This is a genomic window from Pseudomonas sp. GR 6-02 (assembly GCF_001655615.1).
Lineage (GTDB): Bacteria > Pseudomonadota > Gammaproteobacteria > Pseudomonadales > Pseudomonadaceae > Aquipseudomonas.
Map to the genome: position 1 here is coordinate 4,544,127 of NZ_CP011567.1, position 19,034 is coordinate 4,563,160.

The following is a 19,034-nucleotide window of genomic DNA, read 5'->3' on the forward strand; positions in this document are numbered from 1 at the left end:
AAGGCGTCATCGGTCCCTTGGAACGTCCCCTTAGAACAGCGCGTCCTTGGCGGCTTTCTCCAGCAACAGCGCAGGCGGCGTGAAGCGTTCGCCATATTGCTCGGCCAGGTACTGGGCGCGGGCGACGAAGTCTTTCACGCCGTACTGGTTGATGAATTGCAGCGCACCGCCGGTCCAGGCCGCGAAGCCGATGCCGAAGATCGAGCCGACGTTGGCATCCGCCGTCGAGGTCAGCACGCCCTCCTCTACACAACGCACGGTTTCGATGGCCTGGATGAACAGCAAGCGATCGCGCACGTCTTTCGGCGAAATCTGCCCGTCGGCTTTCTCGAAGCGGGTTTTCAGCTCCGGCCACAAATGTTTCTGCCCGGCGGCCGGGTAATCGTAGAAACCACCTCCAGCGGCCTTGCCCGGACGCTTGAATTCCTTGAGCAACAAGTCAATCACGGCGAACGCCGGGTGCTCAATCAGTGGTTTCCCTTCCGCTTGCAGGTCTTTGGCGGTTTGCTGGCGGATATGGCTCATGAGGCTGAGGGAAACTTCGTCGGAGATCGCCAGAGGCCCGACAGGCATGCCGGCCTTGCGCGCTTCGGTTTCGATCATCGGCGCGCTCACCCCTTCGCCGAGCATCGCGATGCCTTCGTTGGTGAAGGTGCCGAACACACGCGACGTGAAAAAGCCACGACTGTCGTTCACCACAATCGGAGTTTTCTTGATTTGCAGGACGAAATCGAAACCGCGAGCCAGGGTTTCGTCGCTGGTATGGACGCCTTTGATGATTTCCACCAACGGCATTTTCTCCACGGGACTGAAGAAATGCAGGCCGATGAATTTGCTCTGGTCTGGCACGGCGGTGGCCAGGCCACTGATCGGCAACGTCGAGGTATTGGAGGCGATCACCGCGTCCGGGCCGACGACGGTTTGCGCTGCCGATGAGACCCTGGCTTTAAGCTCGCGATCTTCAAACACCGCTTCGATAATCAAATCACAACCGGCCAGATCCGCATCGTCTTGAGTGATATCGATTCGCGTCAGAATCGCCTCGCGCTGCTCCCGGCTCAACTGACCCCGAGCAACCTTCTTGTCCAGCAGCGCCGCCGAGTGAGCCTTGCCCTTCTCTGCCGCGGCGAGGTTGATGTCTTTGAGCACCACATCGATACCGGCCGAGGCGCTGACAAACGCGATGCCCGCGCCCATCATCCCGGCGCCGAGCACACCGACTTTCTTCGTCACGTAAGGCGCTATGCCCTGAGGTCGCGAACCGCCGGCATTGATCTCATTGAGCTGGAACCAAAAGGTGCCGATGAGGTTTTTCGACACCTGGCCCGTAGTCAGTTCGGTGAAATAGCGGGTTTCGATCAGGTGCGCGGTGTCGAAATCCACCTGAGCGCCCTCCACCGCGGCGCAGAGGATTTTCTCCGGCGCGGGCAGGCACCCCTGGGTTTTACTACGTAGGATCGACGGCGTGATGGCCAGCATCTGCATGACTTTCGGATCCGACGGCGTACCGCCAGGGATCTGATAACCCTTCACATCCCAACGCTGCACAGCAACCGGATGAGCAGCAATCCACGCCCGCGCCTTGGCCATCAGCTCATCGTGATCGACAGCCAACTCATCGATCAACCTCGCTTGCAGCGCCTGTTGCGGGCGGATTTTCTTGCCTTCCAGCAGATACGGCAGAGCTTTTTCGATGCCCAGCATGCGCACCATGCGCACCACCCCGCCGCCGCCCGGCAACAGGCCGAGGGTGACTTCCGGCAGGCCAAGCAGCACCGACGGGTTGTCGAGCGCTACACGGTGATGGCACGCCAGGCAGATTTCCCAACCGCCGCCGAGCGCCGCGCCGTTAATGGCGGCGACCACCGGTTTACCGAGGGTTTCCAGGGTGCGCAACTGGCCCTTGAGGTTCAGCACCATGTCGTAAAAGGCTTTGGCTTCGGGCTTGCCGACCTTGATCAGTTCATTGAGGTCGCCACCGGCGAAGAAGGTTTTCTTGGCCGAGGTGATGATCACGCCGGCAATCGCATCCTTGTCGGCGACCAGGCGCTCGACACAGGTGGCCATGGCCTCGCGGTAGACCGCGTTCATGGTGTTGGCGCTCTGGCCCGGCATGTCGATGGTCAGGACGACGATCCGGTCCGGGCCCTTTTCGTAACGAATGGCTTGGGTCATGGCAATTTTCCTTGAGTCGGATTTTCTTAAACGCAGGCTCAGAGGCGTTCGATGATGGTGGCAATGCCCATGCCGCCGCCGACACACAATGTCGCCAGGCCATAGCGCAGGCGCCGGGTTTCCAGTTCATCGAGCAGCGTGCCGAGAATCGCGCAACCGGTGGCGCCGAGCGGATGGCCCATGGCGATGGAGCCGCCGTTGACGTTGACCTTGTCCGGGTCGATGGCCATGTCCTTGATGAACTTCAACACGACCGAGGCGAACGCTTCATTGACTTCGAACAGGTCGATGTCTTCGACCCGCAGCCCGGCCTTGGCCAGTGCCTTGCGGGTGGCCGGCGCCGGGCCGGTGAGCATGATGGTCGGGTCGGTGCTGGTGACTGCCGTGGCGACGACCCGCGCCCGTGGCTGCAAGCCCAGCGCCCGGCCCTTCGCTTCGGAGCCGATCAGCATCAGCGCCGCGCCATCGACGATCCCGGAGCTGTTGCCCGGCGTGTGAACGTGGTTGATCCGCTCGACCTGGCTGTACACCCGCAATGCCGTGGCGTCGAAGCCCATTTGCCCGATCATTTCGAAACTTGGCTTGAGCTTGCCCAGGCCTTCCATCGTCGAATCGGCGCGAATGAACTCATCGTGATCAAGCAGGATGATGCCGTTCTGGTCCTGCACCGGCACCAGCGACTTGTTGAAGGAACCATCCGCCCGCGCCCGCGCCGCTTTCTGCTGGGAGTGCAACGCGAAGGCATCGACGTCCTGACGACTGAAACCTTCGATTGTCGCGATCAGGTCAGCACCCACGCCCTGGGGTGTGAAATGGCTGTGCAAGTTGGTTTCCGGGTCCAGCGCCCAGGCCCCGCCGTCGCTGCCCATGGCCACGCGGGACATCGACTCGACGCCACCGACCACCACCAGATCTTCGAAGCCGGAACGCACTTTCATCGCGCCCAGGTTCACTGCTTCCAGCCCCGACGCGCAGAAGCGATTGAGTTGCACACCCGCCACGCTGACGTCCCAATCGGCCACTTGTGTGGCGGTCTTGGCAATGTCGGCGCCCTGATCACCGATAGGCGTCACACAGCCAAGCACCACGTCGTCGACCTGACTGGTGTCCAGGGAGGTGCGCTGCTGCAACGCCGTCAGCAGCCCGGCCACCAGGTTCACTGGCTTGACGCTGTGCAAGGCGCCATTGGCCTTGCCTTTGCCACGGGGCGTGCGTAACGCGTCAAATATCAAAGCTTGGGTCATGGCGTTCTCGAACCTGAGGGTGATCTCTATACCCTCACCTTATGCCGAGCAGCTGTGGATTCAATGACCACAGCGCTCATTGGCGTTGACGGTCACGCTCAGACGAACGGTAGTCAGCTATCGGATTAATCGATTCGTGTCACCAAGCTGTCTAGCCAACGGGCGCCCAAGAAGCTGGCCATAGGCCTCATGTCTTTTTGGCAGCGATCAGCGCTAAGTCCATACGAAATGGATCTAAGCCAAGCGTGACGCGGGCCCTAATGTAAACCTGTACGAAGTTGTCGTCGGGTTTTGCCGAGGCTCTCGTCCTACAGGAAGTGCAGCGCTCTGCCGTCATGGAGATATGCAGGCAGGCAACCAGGAAATAACAAAAAAGGCGGTCAAGCCATGTTCAAACATTCGAAAGTACGTCAAGCCGGGCTCATTCTATTTGCTACTACGCTGTTGTTGATTTTGCCGAACCTGACCAAGGTGCTTGGCTGATCGAGCAGCGGGGGTTTTCATTTCGCCTGATAAAAATGTGACTGGCTCGCTATCCGGGCCGGCGTGGCTGTGCCAACCTTTGCGGCACTTCCACGACATGGACGACGATCACTTGAAAGCGCTCATTTTGTTTGGGGCCTTGCTGCTCAGCACGCCTCTGTCTGCCGCGCAGCTGAATCTTGAGTTGGGCGCGAGCCCTCGCACCTGGCAGACCGAGGAATTGCTCAAGCATCCTCAGGCTCAGACCATCACGATCACTAACGACGTTTCCTACAAACGGGACATGAGCTATCGCGCCGTGCCGTTGGCAGCGTTGTTGACGGGCATCAAGCCTGACGACCACTTGCAAGCCGTGGCCCTGGACGGTTTTGCCGCCGAACTGGCCGCCGCACCGTTGCTCAATACCCAGGGCGCGCAGGCCTGGCTGGCGATTGAAGACCCGGCCAAGCCGTGGCCGCCGCTGTCCGAGGGCAAGCCCAGTGCCGGGCCGTTCTATCTGGTCTGGACCGATCCACAGGCGGGCAATATCAGTCCCGAGCAATGGCCGTTCGAAGTGGCGAGCATCAAGCGCATGGCCCCGGTGGATGAGCGCTTCCCTGCCCTGTTACCCGATCCTGCATTGAAGGCGGACCATCCGGTGAACAAGGGCTTTGCGCTGTTTCAGAAGAACTGCCTGGCCTGTCATCGACTCAATGGCGCGGGGGACGCGCAGTTCGGGCCGGACCTGAATATTCCGTTCAACCCGACCGAGTATTTCGGCGCGGACTTCCTCAAGCGTTACATCCGTGACCCGCAGAGCTTGCGCCAGTGGCCGCAGGCGAAGATGCCCGGGTTCTCGCCGACGGTGTTGCCGGAGGGGGATCTGGAGTTGTTGGTGGGGTATTTGAAGCACATGGCGGGACGCAAGGTGTCTACGGCCAAGTAAACATCCACCTGTGGCGAGGGAGCTCGCTCCCGCTGGGGCGCGAAGCGGCCCTCAAATCAGGCGACGCGATCCGTCAGGCAAACCGCATTCGCCGGGTTTGCGACTGCTGCGCAGCCGAGCGGGAGCAAGCTCCCTCGCCACAATGAATGACTGCTACTGCTGTTGGACGGAGATCACCGGCGCAGGCGTCGGCGCGACCAACACCTTGGCATGCATCTGCTCATACCCGCCGCCACGGCGCATACCGCGCACCGGACAGGCGTCGAGGTAGTCCAGGCCCACGGCCAGTTTCAAGTGACGTTCAGGCCGGGCCAGTTCGTTGGTCACATCGAAGCTATACCAGGCGTCATTCAGCCAGGCTTCCGCCCAGGCGTGACTGGCCAGGTGTTCACTGTTCTCGCTGTACAAATACCCCGACACATAACGCGAGGGGATGCCCAGGCTGCGGGCGCAGGCGAGAAACGCATGGGTATGGTCCTGGCAGACCCCGGAACGCCCGGCGAAAGCTTGCGCGGCGCTGGTCTCCACTTCGGTGGCACCTGGCGTGTAGGTCATGTGCTGGTTCAGGCCATGCATCAAATCGATCAGCGCCGTGCGATCCCGCCGTTGCTTGCACGCCTTCCCGGCAAACGCGCGCAGGGCTTCGTCGGCTTCGGTCAGCCGGGTGAAACGCAGGAACGGCAGCGCCGACTGACTCTCGTGCTCGGCTTCGCGCAGCTCGTCGATATCGACCTGGCCACGGGCGCCGATGATGATCGCCTCATGCGGCTCGTCCAGGGTCAACACATGCAGGATGTTGCCGAACGGATCGAGTTGCGCGCGCACCGGGCGCGGCAGGTCAAGTTGCCAGCTCAGCACGTGCTGGCGCTCGCTGTCGTGGGGTGTCAGTCGCAGGTACTGGATGCTCGCCCGCACCTGATCTTCGTAGTGATAGGCGGTCTCGTGGCTAATGGAAAGTCTCATGCAGCCTCCAGATAGGAACTGTGTATGGCATTGCCCAACTGGCGCACCAGCGGGATGAACTCGGTCAGCCAGGTGTGCAGGCCTTCGTCGAGGATTTCGTTGATACCGGTGTAGCGCAGGCGCGCGTCCATTTCCGCCGCCAGGCGTTGTGCGGGACGGCCGTTGGCCCCCGGTAGTTGAGCGAGAATCTGATCGACCTCTTCGGTGCAGGCTCGCAGGGATCGCGGCACATCGGCGCGCAGCAATAACAGCTCGGCCACATGCCGGGCGCCGGGGGCGTCGCGGTAGATTTCGGTGTAGGCCTCGAACGATGACAAGGCCCGCAACAAGGCGCTCCATTGGTAGTAGGCGTGGGCCGTACCGTCACTGACGGCTTCGGCTTGATCGCCGGCCATTTCGTAACGGGCATCAAGCAGGCGCAAGGTGTTGTCGGCCCTTTCGATGAAGGTGCCCAGACGAATGAAGCGGAACGCGTCGTTACGCATGATCGTGCCATAGCAAGCGCCGCGGAACAGGTGGGAACGTTCCTTGATCCACTCACAGAAACGGCTCATGCCGTAGCGACTCAAGCCCTGCTCGGCGATCCCGCGAATTTCCAGCCAGGTGGCGTTGATGTTTTCCCACATGTCGGCGGTGATTCGCCCACGCACCGCATGGGCGCTGGCTCGCGCGGCACCGAGGCAGCTGTAGATGCTCGCCGGGTTGGCCGCGTCCAGGGCGAAAAAATGCAGCAGCCGTTCGGCATGCAGATCGCCGTGGCGCGCCAGGTAATCGTCCAGGGTGCCAGTGATCAGCAACGGCATGGCCAGTTCGTGCAAACCGTCGCCACGACCGTCCTGGGGCATCAGCGACAGCGAATAACTGATGTCGAGCATCCGCGCGAGGTTTTCCGCCCGCTCCAGGTAACGCGACATCCAGTACAGATCCGAGGCAGTTCTACTTAACATGGCAAGCTTCCTTCAATCCTCGACCACCCAGGTGTCCTTGGTTCCGCCGCCCTGGGACGAGTTCACCACCAGGGAGCCTTCACGCAAGGCGACACGGGTCAAACCGCCGGGCACAACCCGGGTTTCGCGGCCAGACAATACAAACGGACGCAGGTCGATGTGGCGCGGTGCGATGCCGTTTTCGACAAAGGTCGGACAGGTCGACAACGACAACGTCGGTTGCGCGATGTACGCGTGGGGCTTGGCTTTGATCCGCTCGCGGAAAGACTCGATCTCCGCCGCCGTCGCCGCCGGCCCCACCAGCATTCCGTAACCGCCGGAGCCTTGGGTTTCCTTGACCACCAGCTCCGGAAGGTTGGCCAGCACGTGGGACAGTTCAGAAGGATTACGACACTGCCACGTCGGCACGTTCTTCAAGATCGGCTCTTCATCGAGGTAGAAACGAATCATGTCCGTGACGAAGGGATACACCGACTTGTCGTCCGCGACCCCGGTGCCGATGGCATTCGCCAGCACCACATTGCCGGAGCGGTAGGACGACAGCAGCCCTGGAACGCCAAGCATCGAATCGGGGTTGAACGCCAGCGGATCGAGGAACGCATCGTCGAGGCGACGGTAGATCACGTCGACCGCTTTCGGCCCGTCCGTGGTGCGCATGAACACCTTGTCGTCGCGCACGAACAGGTCGGCGCCTTCCACCAGTTCAACGCCCATTTCCCGAGCGAGGAACGCATGCTCGAAAAACGCACTGTTGAAACGCCCCGGCGTCAGCACCACCACGCTCGGGTTGTCGATCGGGCTGGAGCTTTTCAGGGTGTCGAGCAACAGGTTCGGGTAGTGGTCGATCGGTGCGATGCGCTGGGCCGCGAACAACTCGGGGAACAGGCGCATCATCATCTTGCGGTCTTCGAGCATGTAGCTCACGCCGCTGGGGGTACGCAGGTTGTCTTCGAGCACGTAGTACGTGCCGTCGCCATCGCGCACCAAGTCGACGCCGGAAATGTGCGAATAGATATCGCGGTGCAGATCCAGCCCTTGCATCGCCAACTGGTATTGCTCGTTGGCCAGCACTTGTTCGGCCGGAATGATGCCGGCCTTGATGATGCGCTGCTCGTGATAGAGGTCGGCAAGGAACATGTTCAATGCCTTGACCCGCTGAATGCAGCCGCGTTCGACGACCCGCCATTCACTGGCGGGGATGCTGCGGGGAATGGTGTCGAAGGGAATCAGGCGCTCTGTCCCCTGCTCATCACCATAGAGCGTGAAGGTAATCCCGGCGCGATGAAATAACAGATCGGCCTCGCGTCGCCGTTGTGCCAAAAGCTCGTCAGGCGTTTCGGCCAACCAACGGGCAAACTCCCGATAATGCGGACGGACCTGGCCGCCGGCATCGTACATCTCATCAAAAAAGGTGCGGATCATGCCGTACTCCTTGTCACACGGACATCCAGGCCTTCGCAAGGCCCGTGCCATAGGCAGAAACGCTTTGATATCAATCAGTTGGATAATGTTGCTGCGCGCCCCGCACCAATCCTGTGCGGTAATTGCCCCACCCTGATCGCCCCCGCTTCATGGCGAAGCAATGCTGTCGCCTATCAGCAGCATAGTCAGAGTTGATTTCACTGCTCGGGAGGGAGATGCGGATAATCCGTACATTCGCTGGAAAACTGATCGCTCTTCCCTTTAGCCGCCTGTTCAGGTGGCTTTTTTTTGTCCGTTTGAAATGTGGCGAAATAAAAAGATCGAAACAAAAACGGCCAACCCAAAGGTCAGCCGTTACTAAGTGTCACTGTTCATAAGCTTATGCGAGTAGCCCTCGTATCTCCTGTTTGACGCCCCATCCCTCGATGATGCCACCCAGAGGCTCGACCACCGCCTCGAAGTCCTGCTCGAAGTCGCCGATCCCGTCGTAGGTGGCGTACATCACTTTGCTCAGTTCCAGCGACCACGCGCCGTCGTCACGCGCGCTGATCTGGGCATTCAAGGATTCACCACAAAAATGACCTGCCGCCCTGCGTGCCCGCTCCTCGTCCGGGAAAATGGCGTAGAACTCGATGGGATGGAATCGTGAAAAATCGAAACCGCCTTCTTTCATGCGGCGCAGCACGCTGCTGCTGATGTCTTCTTGATAGGCTGTGCTCATGAAACGTCCCCCTCAGACTGATGGATAGACTTTCCGTATTCCCTGCACTTTCGATGCGGCAACAGAGGTTGCCGCCGGGAAACAAGCATGTAGCTGACAAGACCAGACCTTAGCGAGTCACTCGCTGATCTCGGGTGCAGAGTAGCCTCAAGACAGAGCCGCTGCCAAGGCCTGGTGGTGAATGTGACAGGAGGTGTATCAAATCGGAGTAATACTGAGGATTTCAATGCTGTTTTGGGATTTCAGACTTTTGACGGTCGGATCAGCGGTACGACCCTCCAGATCATTGAGGTCCAGTTCGGCAGCGACCGGCAGGCGTCGGGCGCGAACGAGTTTGGCGGCTTGCTCCTTGCTCGGGCACTCCTCGCACTCGAAGAGTTCGTCGACTGATTCACCGTGATCATCCACGAAAGTGATTTTCCACTTTTGCATCGGTGCCTCCTCGGTAAAACCCATGGATGGGCTTACATCTATCTCGACTCGTGCATTGGCCGATCGTTCCAAGGGATCCTAAAAGCAAGACATGAAAAAAGGCCGTCACCCGCGTGTTTCAAACACCGGCGACGGCCTTTCTTATCGACGAAGCATCAGTCGTTGCTAGGTTTGTTCACCGCTTGCAGCACGTACTGCGGCAACGCGAAGGCACCAATGTGGATTTCCGGGTTGTAATAGCGGGTGATGATGCCGCTGCCGGCGAAGCGCTGTTGCAGGGTTTCGCGGGACAATTTGCGATAAGCGGTATCGGTCGCGCCCCAGGCGAAGGTCATTGCGCCGCCGATGTAGGTCGGCACGGCTGCCTGATAGAAGTGCCAGTCCGGGAACAGGCTGCGCAGGCGACCGGCGGTGGTTTTGACTTCTTCGATTTGCATGAACGGGGTGCCGTTCTGGGTCACCAGAATGCCGCCTTCGTTCAGGCAGCGGTGGCAAGCCTGGTAGAAGTTTTCGGAGAACAGCACTTCGCCCGGACCGATCGGGTCGGTGGAGTCGGAAATGATCACGTCGAACTTTTCGGTGGTGGTGGCGACGAAACGCATGCCGTCGTCGATCACCAGGTTCAGGCGTGGATCATCGAACGCACCCTTGGAGTGGTTCGGCAGGAATTCCTTGCACATGTCGACCACGGTGCCGTCGATTTCGACCATGGTGATGTGCTCGACGCTGCGGTGCTTGGCCACTTCACGCAGCATGCCGCCGTCGCCACCACCGATGATCAGCACGCGCTTGGCGGTGCCATGGGCGAGGATCGGCACGTGGGTGAGCATTTCGTGGTAGATGAATTCGTCGGCTTCGGTGGTCTGGATTACGCCATCCAGCGCCATCACCCGGCCCATGCGCGGGTTTTCGAAGATCACCAGGTGCTGGTGTTCGGTGCGCACTTCGTGCAGCAGTTTTTCCATGCGAAAACGCTGGCCATAGCCTTCGTAGAGGGTTTCCAGGTACTCGCTGGTTGGGGTATTGCTCATGGGAAGTGCTCCGATGAATGCGGGTGGCAACGGACGGTTACCCGCCCATGATGGCCAATCGATCGCCTCGATTGACCGGGAAAGGCGCGCATTCTACGTCGCGGAACATGACAGGTCGAACCTTCTGATGCACACACCGGTAGGGGCGAGGCTTGCCCGCGAAGAACGATGACTCGGTCTATCAGGTACACCGCAGCGATCCTTTCGCGGGCAAGCCTCGCTCCTACCATGAAGATCGTCAGATCCGCACATCGCCTCTTGGCCCGGCGATGGCCCAGATGATCAGGCCCAGCACCGGCAGCAACAGGATCAACAGCACCCAGAGGACTTTCATCCCGACTTCGGCGCCACTTTTAAGCACATTGATGATGGCCCAGATATCCAGGGCAAAAATAATCAGGCCGATCAGGGTGTTGAACGTGGAACCCATGGTGTCGCTCCAAAAAAATGGTAGGCACTCTTAGGATAGTCGGGCCTGGCGAGGGTTCCGTTTTATTACCGTTGTAGACGGTTTCAGACGTGGATGGCCACTTTCAGGGCTTCCAGGGAGGGCGCGGCGGCGATGCCGACTTCGGCGCACAACTCCAGCACCCGTGGCACGTCGTTGCCAAAGACCAGCACCACTTGCAGTTCGTCGTCGAGCAACTGGCTAAAATTCATCAAGGTGTAGCCACCGTTTTCCTTGTTCAGGCTGCTCATCTGCACCTGAATGCGATTGAGTGCCGTGAGAGCTTCGGTTTTGGCCAGTTGCTTGGGCTTGATGTTGAACTCAACGCCGGGGCCGAACGAGGCGACGATCTGCGCGAACAGGTCCATGTAGGTGTCGGCCTGGAACAGCACGGTTTCCGGCAGACTGCCGACGACAACCCACTCGCCCAACGGGATCGGAAAGGTGTCGTCGTAGTTGATATCTGGATTGGCCGCCAGAAAAGCCTCGGGATCGGCGTAGGCCTGAGCCGCTTCGTCAGCGATTTTCAGGATTTCGTCCTCGCCCATGCACCCGGAGCTGATTTTGCTGATGAGTTCGACGAGTGCGGCTTTCATGAGGTGGATCCTGTAGCGAGGGAATTTTGAGGGCGCGAAGGATAACGCATTCGGAAACGGATTGCGGGACCTGGCAGGAACCTGTGGCGAGGGGGCTTGCCCCCGTTCGGCTGCGAAGCAGTCGTAAATCCGGTGAATGTGGTCTATCTGAATGACCGCGATCGCTGATTTTGGGGCTGCTTCGCAGCCCAGCGGGAGCAAGCTCCCTCGCCACAAAAGCCCGAATCAGGCCAGGAGTTTTTGCAGCTGAGCCGTGGTATCCGCCGCGCCCATGGTCTTGGCCGCGTCCAGCGCAGACACGCCATTGGCGTCCTTGGCTTTCGGATCGGCGCCTTTGCTGATCAGGTAGTCGATGATTTCGACGCGGTTGAACATCGCCGCCATCATCAACGCAGTGCGTCCGTCGAAGGACGAACCTTCCACTTCAGCGCCACCCTCGACCAACGCCTTGACCACTGCCAGATCACCCTTGAATGCCGCGCCGGCAATCGGGCTCTGGCCGTTGTCGTTGCGAATCTCGGGATCGGCCTTGTGTTCGAGCAAAACTTTTACGGTGTCGACATGGCCGTGGTACGCGGCGAGCATCAGTAAAGTGTCGCCCTTGTGGTTGCGCAGGTTCGGCGGCAGGCCCTTGGTCAGCAGCGCAGCCATCATGGCCGCATCGCCCTCGCGCGCTTTGTTGAACACCTGTTCGGCAAATTCAGCAGCCTCTTCGGGGGTCATCTGGCGGCTTTTGTCTGACATTGGGGACTCCACATTCGGTCAATCGGAAAGCCGATAGTTTCCCGAGCAGCCCGGAACCTGTCACTTGTTTTTTCTCATGGACGGTCATAGCGATATTCAATAGCGACCCTTTCAATAGCGATGCCTGCCTCCGTAAATATCCGCCAGCACCTGCTCGGTGACTCGCACGTAGGTTTCGGTGCCCGGCAGCCAGGCATAAATCGGGTCATCGCCGGTTTTGCTCGGGTCGAAGGCTTCGTCCTTGAGCCGGGTCTTCTGGTACTTAAAGGTCCCGGTGGTTTCCATTTTCACTTTCACCCGCAGGAACAGTGGCACCGCATAGGCCGGCATTTGTTGCCTGGCGAACGCCAGCAACTCACTGAAATCCAGGGTCGCCAGGGATTCGGCCGGGGTGATGGCCGCCATCCCTGCCCGCCCATTGGTGTTGTGAATTTCCACGCCATAGGCCACGGCTTCGGCGATGTGCGGGTGTTGCAACAGGATGTTCTCGACCTCGGTAGTGGAGACGTTTTCGCCCTTCCAGCGGTAGGTGTCGCCCAGGCGATCGACAAATTGCGCATGACCGAAACCGATGTTGCGCAGCAGGTCACCGGTATTGAAGTAGCGGTCGCCCTTCACGAACACATCGTGGAGCACCACTTTTGCGGTCTTCTGTGGATCGGTGTAGCCGTCCAGAGGCGCCTTGTCGTCGATCCTCGCCAACAACAGCCCCTGCTCGCCCTTGGCCACTTTGTGCATGAAGCCGTTGGCATCCCGCGTGGGGGCACCGCTGTCGTGGTCGTACGCCACCAGCTCCCAGGACATCAAGGAAAAGCCAATGGTGTTGTCGAAGTTGAGGATGTTGGTGAAACCAATATTGCCGTCGCTGGCGGCGTACAGCTCGCAGATGTGGTCGACGGCAAATCGCGTCTTGAACTCGTTCCACGCGCCGGGGCGCAGACCATTGCCGATCATCTTCCTCACGCTGTGCCGACTGTCGTCGACGCTGCGCGGTTGATCCACCAGGTAGCGACACAACTCGCCAACGTACCCGAGGGTGGTCGCCCGGTATTTGCGCACGTCGCTCCAGAACTGGCTGGCGCTGAACTTGCGGCGGATGGCAAACCCCGACGACCCGCTGATCGCCGAGCCCCAGCACACGCAGAGCCCGGTGGCGTGGTACAGCGGCAAGGTGCAATAGACGACGTCCTGCGGCTGCATGTCCAGGGCGATCAGCCCGAAGCTGGCGGAGCTGCGCATCCAGCGGCCGTGCTTGAACACCCCGGCCTTGGGCAACCCGGTAGTGCCCGAGGTGTAGATATAGAAACAAGGGTCGTCGAGAAAAACCTGCCGGCTGCTGACGGGATTGTCACTGGGCGCGTCGCAGCTGGCCGTCATCAGGTTAATGAAACCATCGGGCGTTTTGCCCGGATCGCGATAAGTGTCTTGATCGGCGACAAACCAGGTGCGCGCCACATCGATGGCCACCCGCTCGCGGACCGCATTGAAGGCCGGAACCAGCTCTTCTCCGACCACAATCCCTACAGGCGCCACCAGATTCAGGCTATGAACCAGGGTATCGCGGGTCTGGGAGGTATTCAGCAAGGCGCTGATCGCACCGACCTTGGCCACCGCCAATATCGTCACCAGCAGTTCCACACGGTTCTCGATAAACACCGCGACCACATCGCCCTTGCCGATGCCTTGGGCAATCAGGTGATGGGCGATGCGATTGGCCCACTGATTGGCCTGTGCATAAGTGAGCATCACGTCGCCCTGCAGCAATGCCGGGCCATCGGGATTGCGCAACGTCGCCTGCTCGAAGCTCCAGCCGAGACCACACGGTTGGGTCGGGTCCTTGACGTTGGCGACTTTCATGCCCTTCACCACGCGGGGGATGGCTTTGGCAATGGAAGGCAGCTTGCGGAGCATCATGCCCCAGGTAATCGTGTCGTGCAGCGTGCGGCTCATGGTTGCTCCCGTTCGATCTTTTTATTGTCGGGTGGCGTTGATTGAGGCCGAAAATACGTCAGGGCTTCTTGAGCTGTACACGCGGTTTTTGCAATGTTTTGTATCCGCGACCGATGCCTTCGCAAAGCGGAACTCCGCCGTTGCGATTGGTTCCATCCAGTTGTCGACGATCTCGCAAAATGCAGGATGCACGATGGCCATTCATGCAAATTGCACGAAAGCCAAAAAATCATAAAAATATAACTTACTGATTTATATGAAATTTTAAAAATATAGGTGCTGGCACAATCACTGCAACTACCCCTCCATGTTGCCCTTCAAGCACAAAATGGAGCTGATAGACATGAGCCTGATCCAGGAAAAATTTTCGTCGCTGTTCTCCAACTTCGAAGTGACCACCCAGCCCCGGCCGGATGGCGGCATTCTGCTGACCCTGCGCAGCCACGACGGTAAAGTCTTCAAACGTTCGATTTCCTACCAGCAATTGCATGCCGGCGATCAGCTGTCATGGGTCATCAGCGCGATTCGCCGTGACGTCGCCGAACAGGCCAGCGAACTGCCGCAGATTTCCATGCTGCAAAGCCAGCAACGGTTCGCACTGCCGACCTATCACTCGGCATAAATCGTCACGCAATCCCCTGTAGGAGCAGAGCTTGCTCGCGAAAGCGGAGTGTCAGGCGACATTAATGTTGACTGACCTGCCGCCTTCGCGAGCAAGCTCTGCTCCTACAGGTTCTGGGGTTTACAGGGCAGAAGGACTGATCCGCGCAAAACTGTCCACCGTCACATGCCCTGCCAACTCCCCGCCTTCACGTGCCAGGCCACAGGTGGCCATGCCGGCCGTGCGCGCCGCGTCCAGTTCCTGAACGATGTCGGACAAAAACAGAATCTGCGAAGCCTCGACACCAATCGCCTGGGTGATGCGCTCATAGGACTGCGCTTCGCGCTTGGGCCCTGAAGTGGTGTCGAAATAGCCACTGAACAATGGCGACAGATCCCCCGCCTCCGAACAACCGAAAATCAGTTTTTGCGCCTGAATCGAACCCGAGGAATAAACAAACAGTTGATAGCCTTCCTGATGCCAGCGCTTCAGCGCTTCAACGGCGTCCGGGTAAACATGGCCCTTCAACTGCCCGGCCTGATACCCCTGCTCCCAGACCATGCCCTGCAACGCCTTGAGCGGCGTGGCCTTGCGGTCTTCGGCGATCCAGCCCAAGAGAATTTCGATGACCCGCTCGACGTCGGCTTGTGGTTCACCGCCGTCACGCCGCACAGCCTCGAGCTGTTCGGCGACGTCAGCACGTTCGGCATTTTCGCGAACGAAGTCCGGCAGGTGTTTGGCCGCGTACGGAAACAACACGTCGAACACAAAACTCACCGCGCTGGTGGTGCCTTCGATGTCGGTGAGAATCGCTTTGATCGGCATCGGTTCAGTCCTCAAGACACGGGAAGTGGCTGGCGATGTCATCGCCGGTGAAGTTGGCCACCCAGCCTTCGGGGTTGTTGAACAGGCGGATTGCGACGAAATGCGGGTTTTCACCCATGTCGAACCAGTGCTTTGTGCCGGCTGGCACCGAGATCAGGTCGTTCTTCTCGCAGAGCACGGCGTACACGTAATCGTCGATGTGCAGGGTGAACAAGCCACGGCCGGCGACGAAAAATCGCACTTCGTCTTCGCCATGACGGTGTTCATCGAGAAACTTGGCACGCAACTCGGCTTTTTGCGGGTGATCGCTGTTCAAGCTGACCACGTCGACGGTGATGTAACCGCGCTCGGTCATCAGCTTGTCGATTTGCTCCTGGTACGCGGCGATCACTTCTTCCTGACTGGCGCCGGGCTGGATTTTCGCTGCGGCTTGCCAACGGTCGAAACGCACGCCCTGCTCGGCCAGGGTCGAGGCGATGTCTTCAAAGTGGGTCAGCACCTTGTTCGGAATGTCAGGGCTTGAGACGTGGTAAACGGACAGGCTGCTCATCAGGGCAACTCCTTAACAGTTCATGCATTACGGTTAAAGAGCGAGCGCGTCTTCAACTCGCACTCGAACAAAAATTCAAAAGCCTCGATCTGCCGCAGTGCGTCGCTCATGCGCGCGCCCCACGTGTAGAGGCCATGACCGCGAATCAGGTAGCCGACGCAATCAGGGTGGGCGTCGAGCCAAGGCTGCACCTTGGTGGCCAGCCGCGCAATGTCCTGGTCGTTGTCGAAAATCGGCACGCGCACCCGGGACTCGTGGGTCGACACGCCGCTGAAGGCCTTTTGCAGTTCGTAGTCTTCGAACTCGATGAAATCTTCCGGCGTCAGGCGCGACAGCACCGTGGCGTTCACCGAATGGGTGTGCAGCACCGCGCCGATCTCCGGACGCCAGCTATAGAGCTGGGTGTGCAACAGGGTTTCGGCGGACGGCTTCTTGCCTGGCTCCAGGCTGTTGCCTGACAAGTCGGTGGCCAGCACATCGTCCGGGCCCAGTTGGCCCTTGTGCTTGCCGGACACGGTCAGCAAGGCTTCGGTCGGCGACAGGCGGGTCGAGTAATTGCTGCTGGTGGCCGGCGACCAGCCGCGGCCATACAGAAAGCGCCCGGCGTCGATGATTTCCTGGGCGAGGTGTTCACGGGTAAGGCTCATGGCCTGTCCTCTTGCATACGTGTGGCAATGATAACGGCAGCGGCAAAGGCTGCGAGGCTGGCAATACTAAAGGTCAATGTGGCGCCGAGGGCATTCCAGCTGTAGCCGGAGTACAACGCGCCCAGTGCACCGCCGGTGCCGGCCAGCGCGGCATACAACGCCTGGCCCTGGCCTTGCTGGCGCGCGCCGAAGCTACGTTGCACGAACTGGATGGCAGCGGCGTGAAAGCTGCCGAAGGTGGCGGCGTGCAGCACCTGGGCGAACAGCAACACCCAAAGGAACTCGGCAAACGAGCCGAGCAACAACCAACGCAAAGCCGCCAGCAGGAAACTCGTCAGCAGCACCCGGCGTACCGAGAAGCGCGCGAGAATCTTGCTCATGAACAGAAACATCAAGACTTCGGCGACCACGCCGACCGCCCAGAGCATGCCGATCAGCCCGCGACTGTAACCGAGTCGCTCAAGGTGCAAGGTCAGAAAGGTGTAATACGGCCCGTGACTCATCTGCATCAGCGCCACGCACGCGTAAAACGCCAATACTCCGGGGTTGCGCAATTGCTGGAGGAATCCCTCCCCCGCCAACCGTTCACCCTGAACCGGTTGCGCGTTGGGCACCCAGAGACTGCTGACGACGATCCCGGCCATGATCAGCACCAGTGCCACCGGGTAAATGTCGAGGCTGAGCCATTCGAACAATCGGCCCAGCGCCACGACAGTGATGATGAAACCGATTGAGCCCCACAGGCGAATCTGACTGTAACGCGAGGTCTGTCCCCGCAAATGAGCCAGGGTGATGACCTCGAACTGCGGCAACACCGCATGCCAGAAAAACGCGTGCAAGGCCATGACCATCGCCAGCCAGGCGTAGCTTTTGCTGACGAAAATCAGTGAGAAGGTCAGCAAGGTGCAGGCGGCGCCAAAACGCACGATCGCCAGGCGTCGCCCGGTGTAGTCACCGAGCCAGCCCCAGATATTCGGCGCCACGCAGCGCATCAGCATCGGGATCGCCACCAGTTCGCCAATGCGTGCGGCGCTGAAGCCCAGATGATCGAAGTACAGCGCCAGAAACGGCGCTGTCGAACCGAGCAAGGCGAAATAGAACAGGTAGAAGCTGGAAAGCCGCCAGTACGGGAGCGCCGCCACCGTCATCAGACTGCAGCGGCTTTCAGATCAGCCATTAAAGCTGCCCCAACACCGGAGTGCTCACGCGCACATCGGCGTTCTGCCCGCGGTGACGCAGCAAGTGGTCCATCAGCACGATGGCCATCATCGCTTCGGCGATTGGCGTGGCGCGGATGCCGACGCACGGGTCGTGACGACCCTTGGTGACGACCTCCACCGGGTTGCCATGGATATCGATGGAACGGCCCGGCGTGGTAATGCTCGATGTAGGCTTGAGCGCCAGGTGCGCAACGATCGGCTGACCCGACGAAATGCCACCGAGAATGCCGCCGGCGTTGTTGCTGAGGAAACCTTCCGGGGTCATTTCATCTCGGTGTTCAGTGCCACGCTGGGCGATGCTGGCAAAACCGGCGCCGATTTCCACGCCCTTGACCGCGTTGATGCTCATCAGCGCGTGGGCCAGTTCGGCGTCGAGGCGGTCGAAGATCGGCTCGCCGAGGCCCGGCATCACGCCTTCGGCGACCACGGTGATCTTCGCGCCGACCGAATCCTGGTCGCGACGCAACTGGTCCATATAGGCTTCCAGCTCCGGCACTTTGTCCGGGTCGGGGCTGAAGAAAGCGTTCTCTTCCACCGAATCCCAGGTCTTGAACGGGATTTCGATCGGGCCGAGCTGGCTCATGTAGCCACGAATGACGATGCCCTGGGTGGCCAGGTATTTCTTGGCAATCGCGCCGGCGGCTACGCGCATGGCGGTTTCACGGGCCGAACTGCGACCGCCGCCGCGGTAATCGCGCTCACCGTATTTGTGATGGTAGGTGTAGTCGGCGTGGGCCGGACGGAACAGATCCTTGATCGCCGAGTAGTCCTTGGACTTCTGGTCGGTGTTGCGGATCAACAGGCCGATGGCGCAACCGGTAGTGCGGCCTTCGAACACGCCGGAAAGGATTTCGACTTCGTCGGCTTCCTGGCGCTGGGTGGTGTGGCGGCTGGTGCCGGGCTTGCGGCGGTCCAGGTCGCGCTGCAGGTCCTCAAGGGAGATCTCCAGGCCCGGCGGGCAGCCATCGACAATGGCGACCAACGCCGGACCATGGCTTTCGCCCGCGGTGGTGACAGTGAACAGCTTGCCGTAGGTATTGCCGGACATGCAGGACGCTCCGTGAAATCGAACCTAAAATACGTAATGCGCGCCAGTATACGCAGGCTACC

The 19,034-nt window shown here is 59.9% G+C and carries 19 protein-coding genes; 2 read left to right on the plus strand and 17 right to left on the minus strand.

From position 1 onward, the window contains the following. Positions 1–30 precede the first annotated feature (30 nt). Both PGR6_RS19840 and PGR6_RS19845 read right to left on the minus strand, forming a co-directional pair. A complete protein-coding gene (locus PGR6_RS19840; protein ID WP_064619231.1) occupies positions 31–2,175 on the minus strand; it encodes a 3-hydroxyacyl-CoA dehydrogenase NAD-binding domain-containing protein in 2,145 nt (714 codons plus the stop codon). Between the two features lie 38 nt (positions 2,176–2,213). Next, positions 2,214–3,419 (minus strand): acetyl-CoA C-acetyltransferase, encoded by a 1,206-nt coding sequence (locus tag PGR6_RS19845; RefSeq protein ID WP_064619234.1) that lies wholly within the window; start codon positions 3,417–3,419, stop codon positions 2,214–2,216. Positions 3,420–3,999: 580 nt separating this feature from the next. On the opposite strand from PGR6_RS19845, the gene PGR6_RS19850 reads away from it, so the two are divergent. Further along, a complete protein-coding gene (locus PGR6_RS19850; RefSeq protein ID WP_018925214.1) occupies positions 4,000–4,827 on the plus strand; it encodes a c-type cytochrome in 828 nt (275 codons plus the stop codon). 153 nt (positions 4,828–4,980) lie between these two features. On the opposite strand, the gene PGR6_RS19855 is transcribed toward PGR6_RS19850, so the two are convergent. The 10 genes from PGR6_RS19855 to PGR6_RS19900 form a co-directional block, all read right to left on the minus strand. Then, positions 4,981–5,790, minus strand: a complete 810-nt coding sequence (locus PGR6_RS19855) for a transglutaminase family protein (protein ID WP_064619236.1) — start codon at positions 5,788–5,790, stop codon at positions 4,981–4,983. Further along, positions 5,787–6,737, minus strand: coding sequence for an alpha-E domain-containing protein (locus PGR6_RS19860; protein WP_026286340.1), 951 nt, complete (start codon positions 6,735–6,737; stop codon positions 5,787–5,789). Before PGR6_RS19860 ends, PGR6_RS19855 begins: the two co-directional genes overlap by 4 nt. Before the next feature lie 12 nt (positions 6,738–6,749). Beyond that, the gene (locus PGR6_RS19865) at positions 6,750–8,159 is read right to left on the minus strand and encodes a circularly permuted type 2 ATP-grasp protein (RefSeq protein ID WP_018925211.1); all 1,410 of its coding nucleotides are present in this window, start codon (positions 8,157–8,159) and stop codon (positions 6,750–6,752) included. Positions 8,160–8,538: 379 nt separating this feature from the next. After that, positions 8,539–8,880 (minus strand): ribonuclease E inhibitor RraB, encoded by a 342-nt coding sequence (locus tag PGR6_RS19870; protein WP_018925210.1) that lies wholly within the window; start codon positions 8,878–8,880, stop codon positions 8,539–8,541. Between the two features lie 198 nt (positions 8,881–9,078). Next, on the minus strand, positions 9,079–9,312 hold the full coding sequence (locus PGR6_RS19875) for a hypothetical protein (RefSeq protein WP_064619239.1): 234 nt from the start codon (positions 9,310–9,312) through the stop codon (positions 9,079–9,081). A 155-nt stretch (positions 9,313–9,467) separates the two neighbouring features. Beyond that, positions 9,468–10,343: a polyamine aminopropyltransferase gene (gene speE / locus PGR6_RS19880; RefSeq protein WP_018925208.1), complete on the minus strand. Its 876-nt coding sequence runs from the start codon at positions 10,341–10,343 to the stop codon at positions 9,468–9,470. 238 nt (positions 10,344–10,581) lie between these two features. Beyond that, a complete protein-coding gene (locus PGR6_RS19885; protein WP_019579715.1) occupies positions 10,582–10,773 on the minus strand; it encodes a PLDc N-terminal domain-containing protein in 192 nt (63 codons plus the stop codon). An 83-nt stretch (positions 10,774–10,856) separates the two neighbouring features. Then, positions 10,857–11,387 carry a hypothetical protein gene (locus PGR6_RS19890; protein ID WP_064619242.1) on the minus strand — a complete coding sequence of 177 codons (531 nt, stop codon included), beginning with the start codon at positions 11,385–11,387 and terminating at the stop codon, positions 10,857–10,859. A 225-nt stretch (positions 11,388–11,612) separates the two neighbouring features. Continuing rightward, positions 11,613–12,131 (minus strand): ankyrin repeat domain-containing protein, encoded by a 519-nt coding sequence (locus tag PGR6_RS19895; protein WP_019648228.1) that lies wholly within the window; start codon positions 12,129–12,131, stop codon positions 11,613–11,615. 111 nt (positions 12,132–12,242) lie between these two features. Beyond that, positions 12,243–14,081: a long-chain-acyl-CoA synthetase gene (locus tag PGR6_RS19900; RefSeq protein WP_064619244.1), complete on the minus strand. Its 1,839-nt coding sequence runs from the start codon at positions 14,079–14,081 to the stop codon at positions 12,243–12,245. Positions 14,082–14,424: 343 nt separating this feature from the next. Between PGR6_RS19900 and PGR6_RS19905 the strand changes: the two genes are divergently transcribed. After that, the gene (locus tag PGR6_RS19905; RefSeq protein WP_018925205.1) at positions 14,425–14,703 is read left to right on the plus strand and encodes a DUF3509 domain-containing protein; all 279 of its coding nucleotides are present in this window, start codon (positions 14,425–14,427) and stop codon (positions 14,701–14,703) included. A gap of 120 nt (positions 14,704–14,823) precedes the next feature. Here the strand turns inward: PGR6_RS19905 and mtnC are convergent, their stop codons facing one another. The 5 genes from mtnC to aroC are packed head-to-tail and all read right to left on the minus strand — an operon-like array spanning position 14,824 to position 18,972. Continuing rightward, on the minus strand, positions 14,824–15,507 hold the full coding sequence (gene mtnC / locus PGR6_RS19910; RefSeq protein WP_064619247.1) for an acireductone synthase: 684 nt from the start codon (positions 15,505–15,507) through the stop codon (positions 14,824–14,826). Positions 15,508–15,511: 4 nt separating this feature from the next. Beyond that, a complete protein-coding gene (locus tag PGR6_RS19915) occupies positions 15,512–16,057 on the minus strand; it encodes a 1,2-dihydroxy-3-keto-5-methylthiopentene dioxygenase (protein WP_018925203.1) in 546 nt (181 codons plus the stop codon). A 20-nt stretch (positions 16,058–16,077) separates the two neighbouring features. Further along, positions 16,078–16,704: a methylthioribulose 1-phosphate dehydratase gene (locus PGR6_RS19920; RefSeq protein WP_018925202.1), complete on the minus strand. Its 627-nt coding sequence runs from the start codon at positions 16,702–16,704 to the stop codon at positions 16,078–16,080. Next, positions 16,701–17,852, minus strand: coding sequence for an MFS transporter (locus PGR6_RS19925; RefSeq protein WP_177343100.1), 1,152 nt, complete (start codon positions 17,850–17,852; stop codon positions 16,701–16,703). The genes PGR6_RS19920 and PGR6_RS19925 overlap by 4 nt, the downstream gene beginning before the upstream one ends. A gap of 28 nt (positions 17,853–17,880) precedes the next feature. Further along, positions 17,881–18,972, minus strand: a complete 1,092-nt coding sequence (gene aroC / locus PGR6_RS19930) for a chorismate synthase (protein WP_007940813.1) — start codon at positions 18,970–18,972, stop codon at positions 17,881–17,883. Positions 18,973–19,034: the final 62 nt, after the last annotated feature.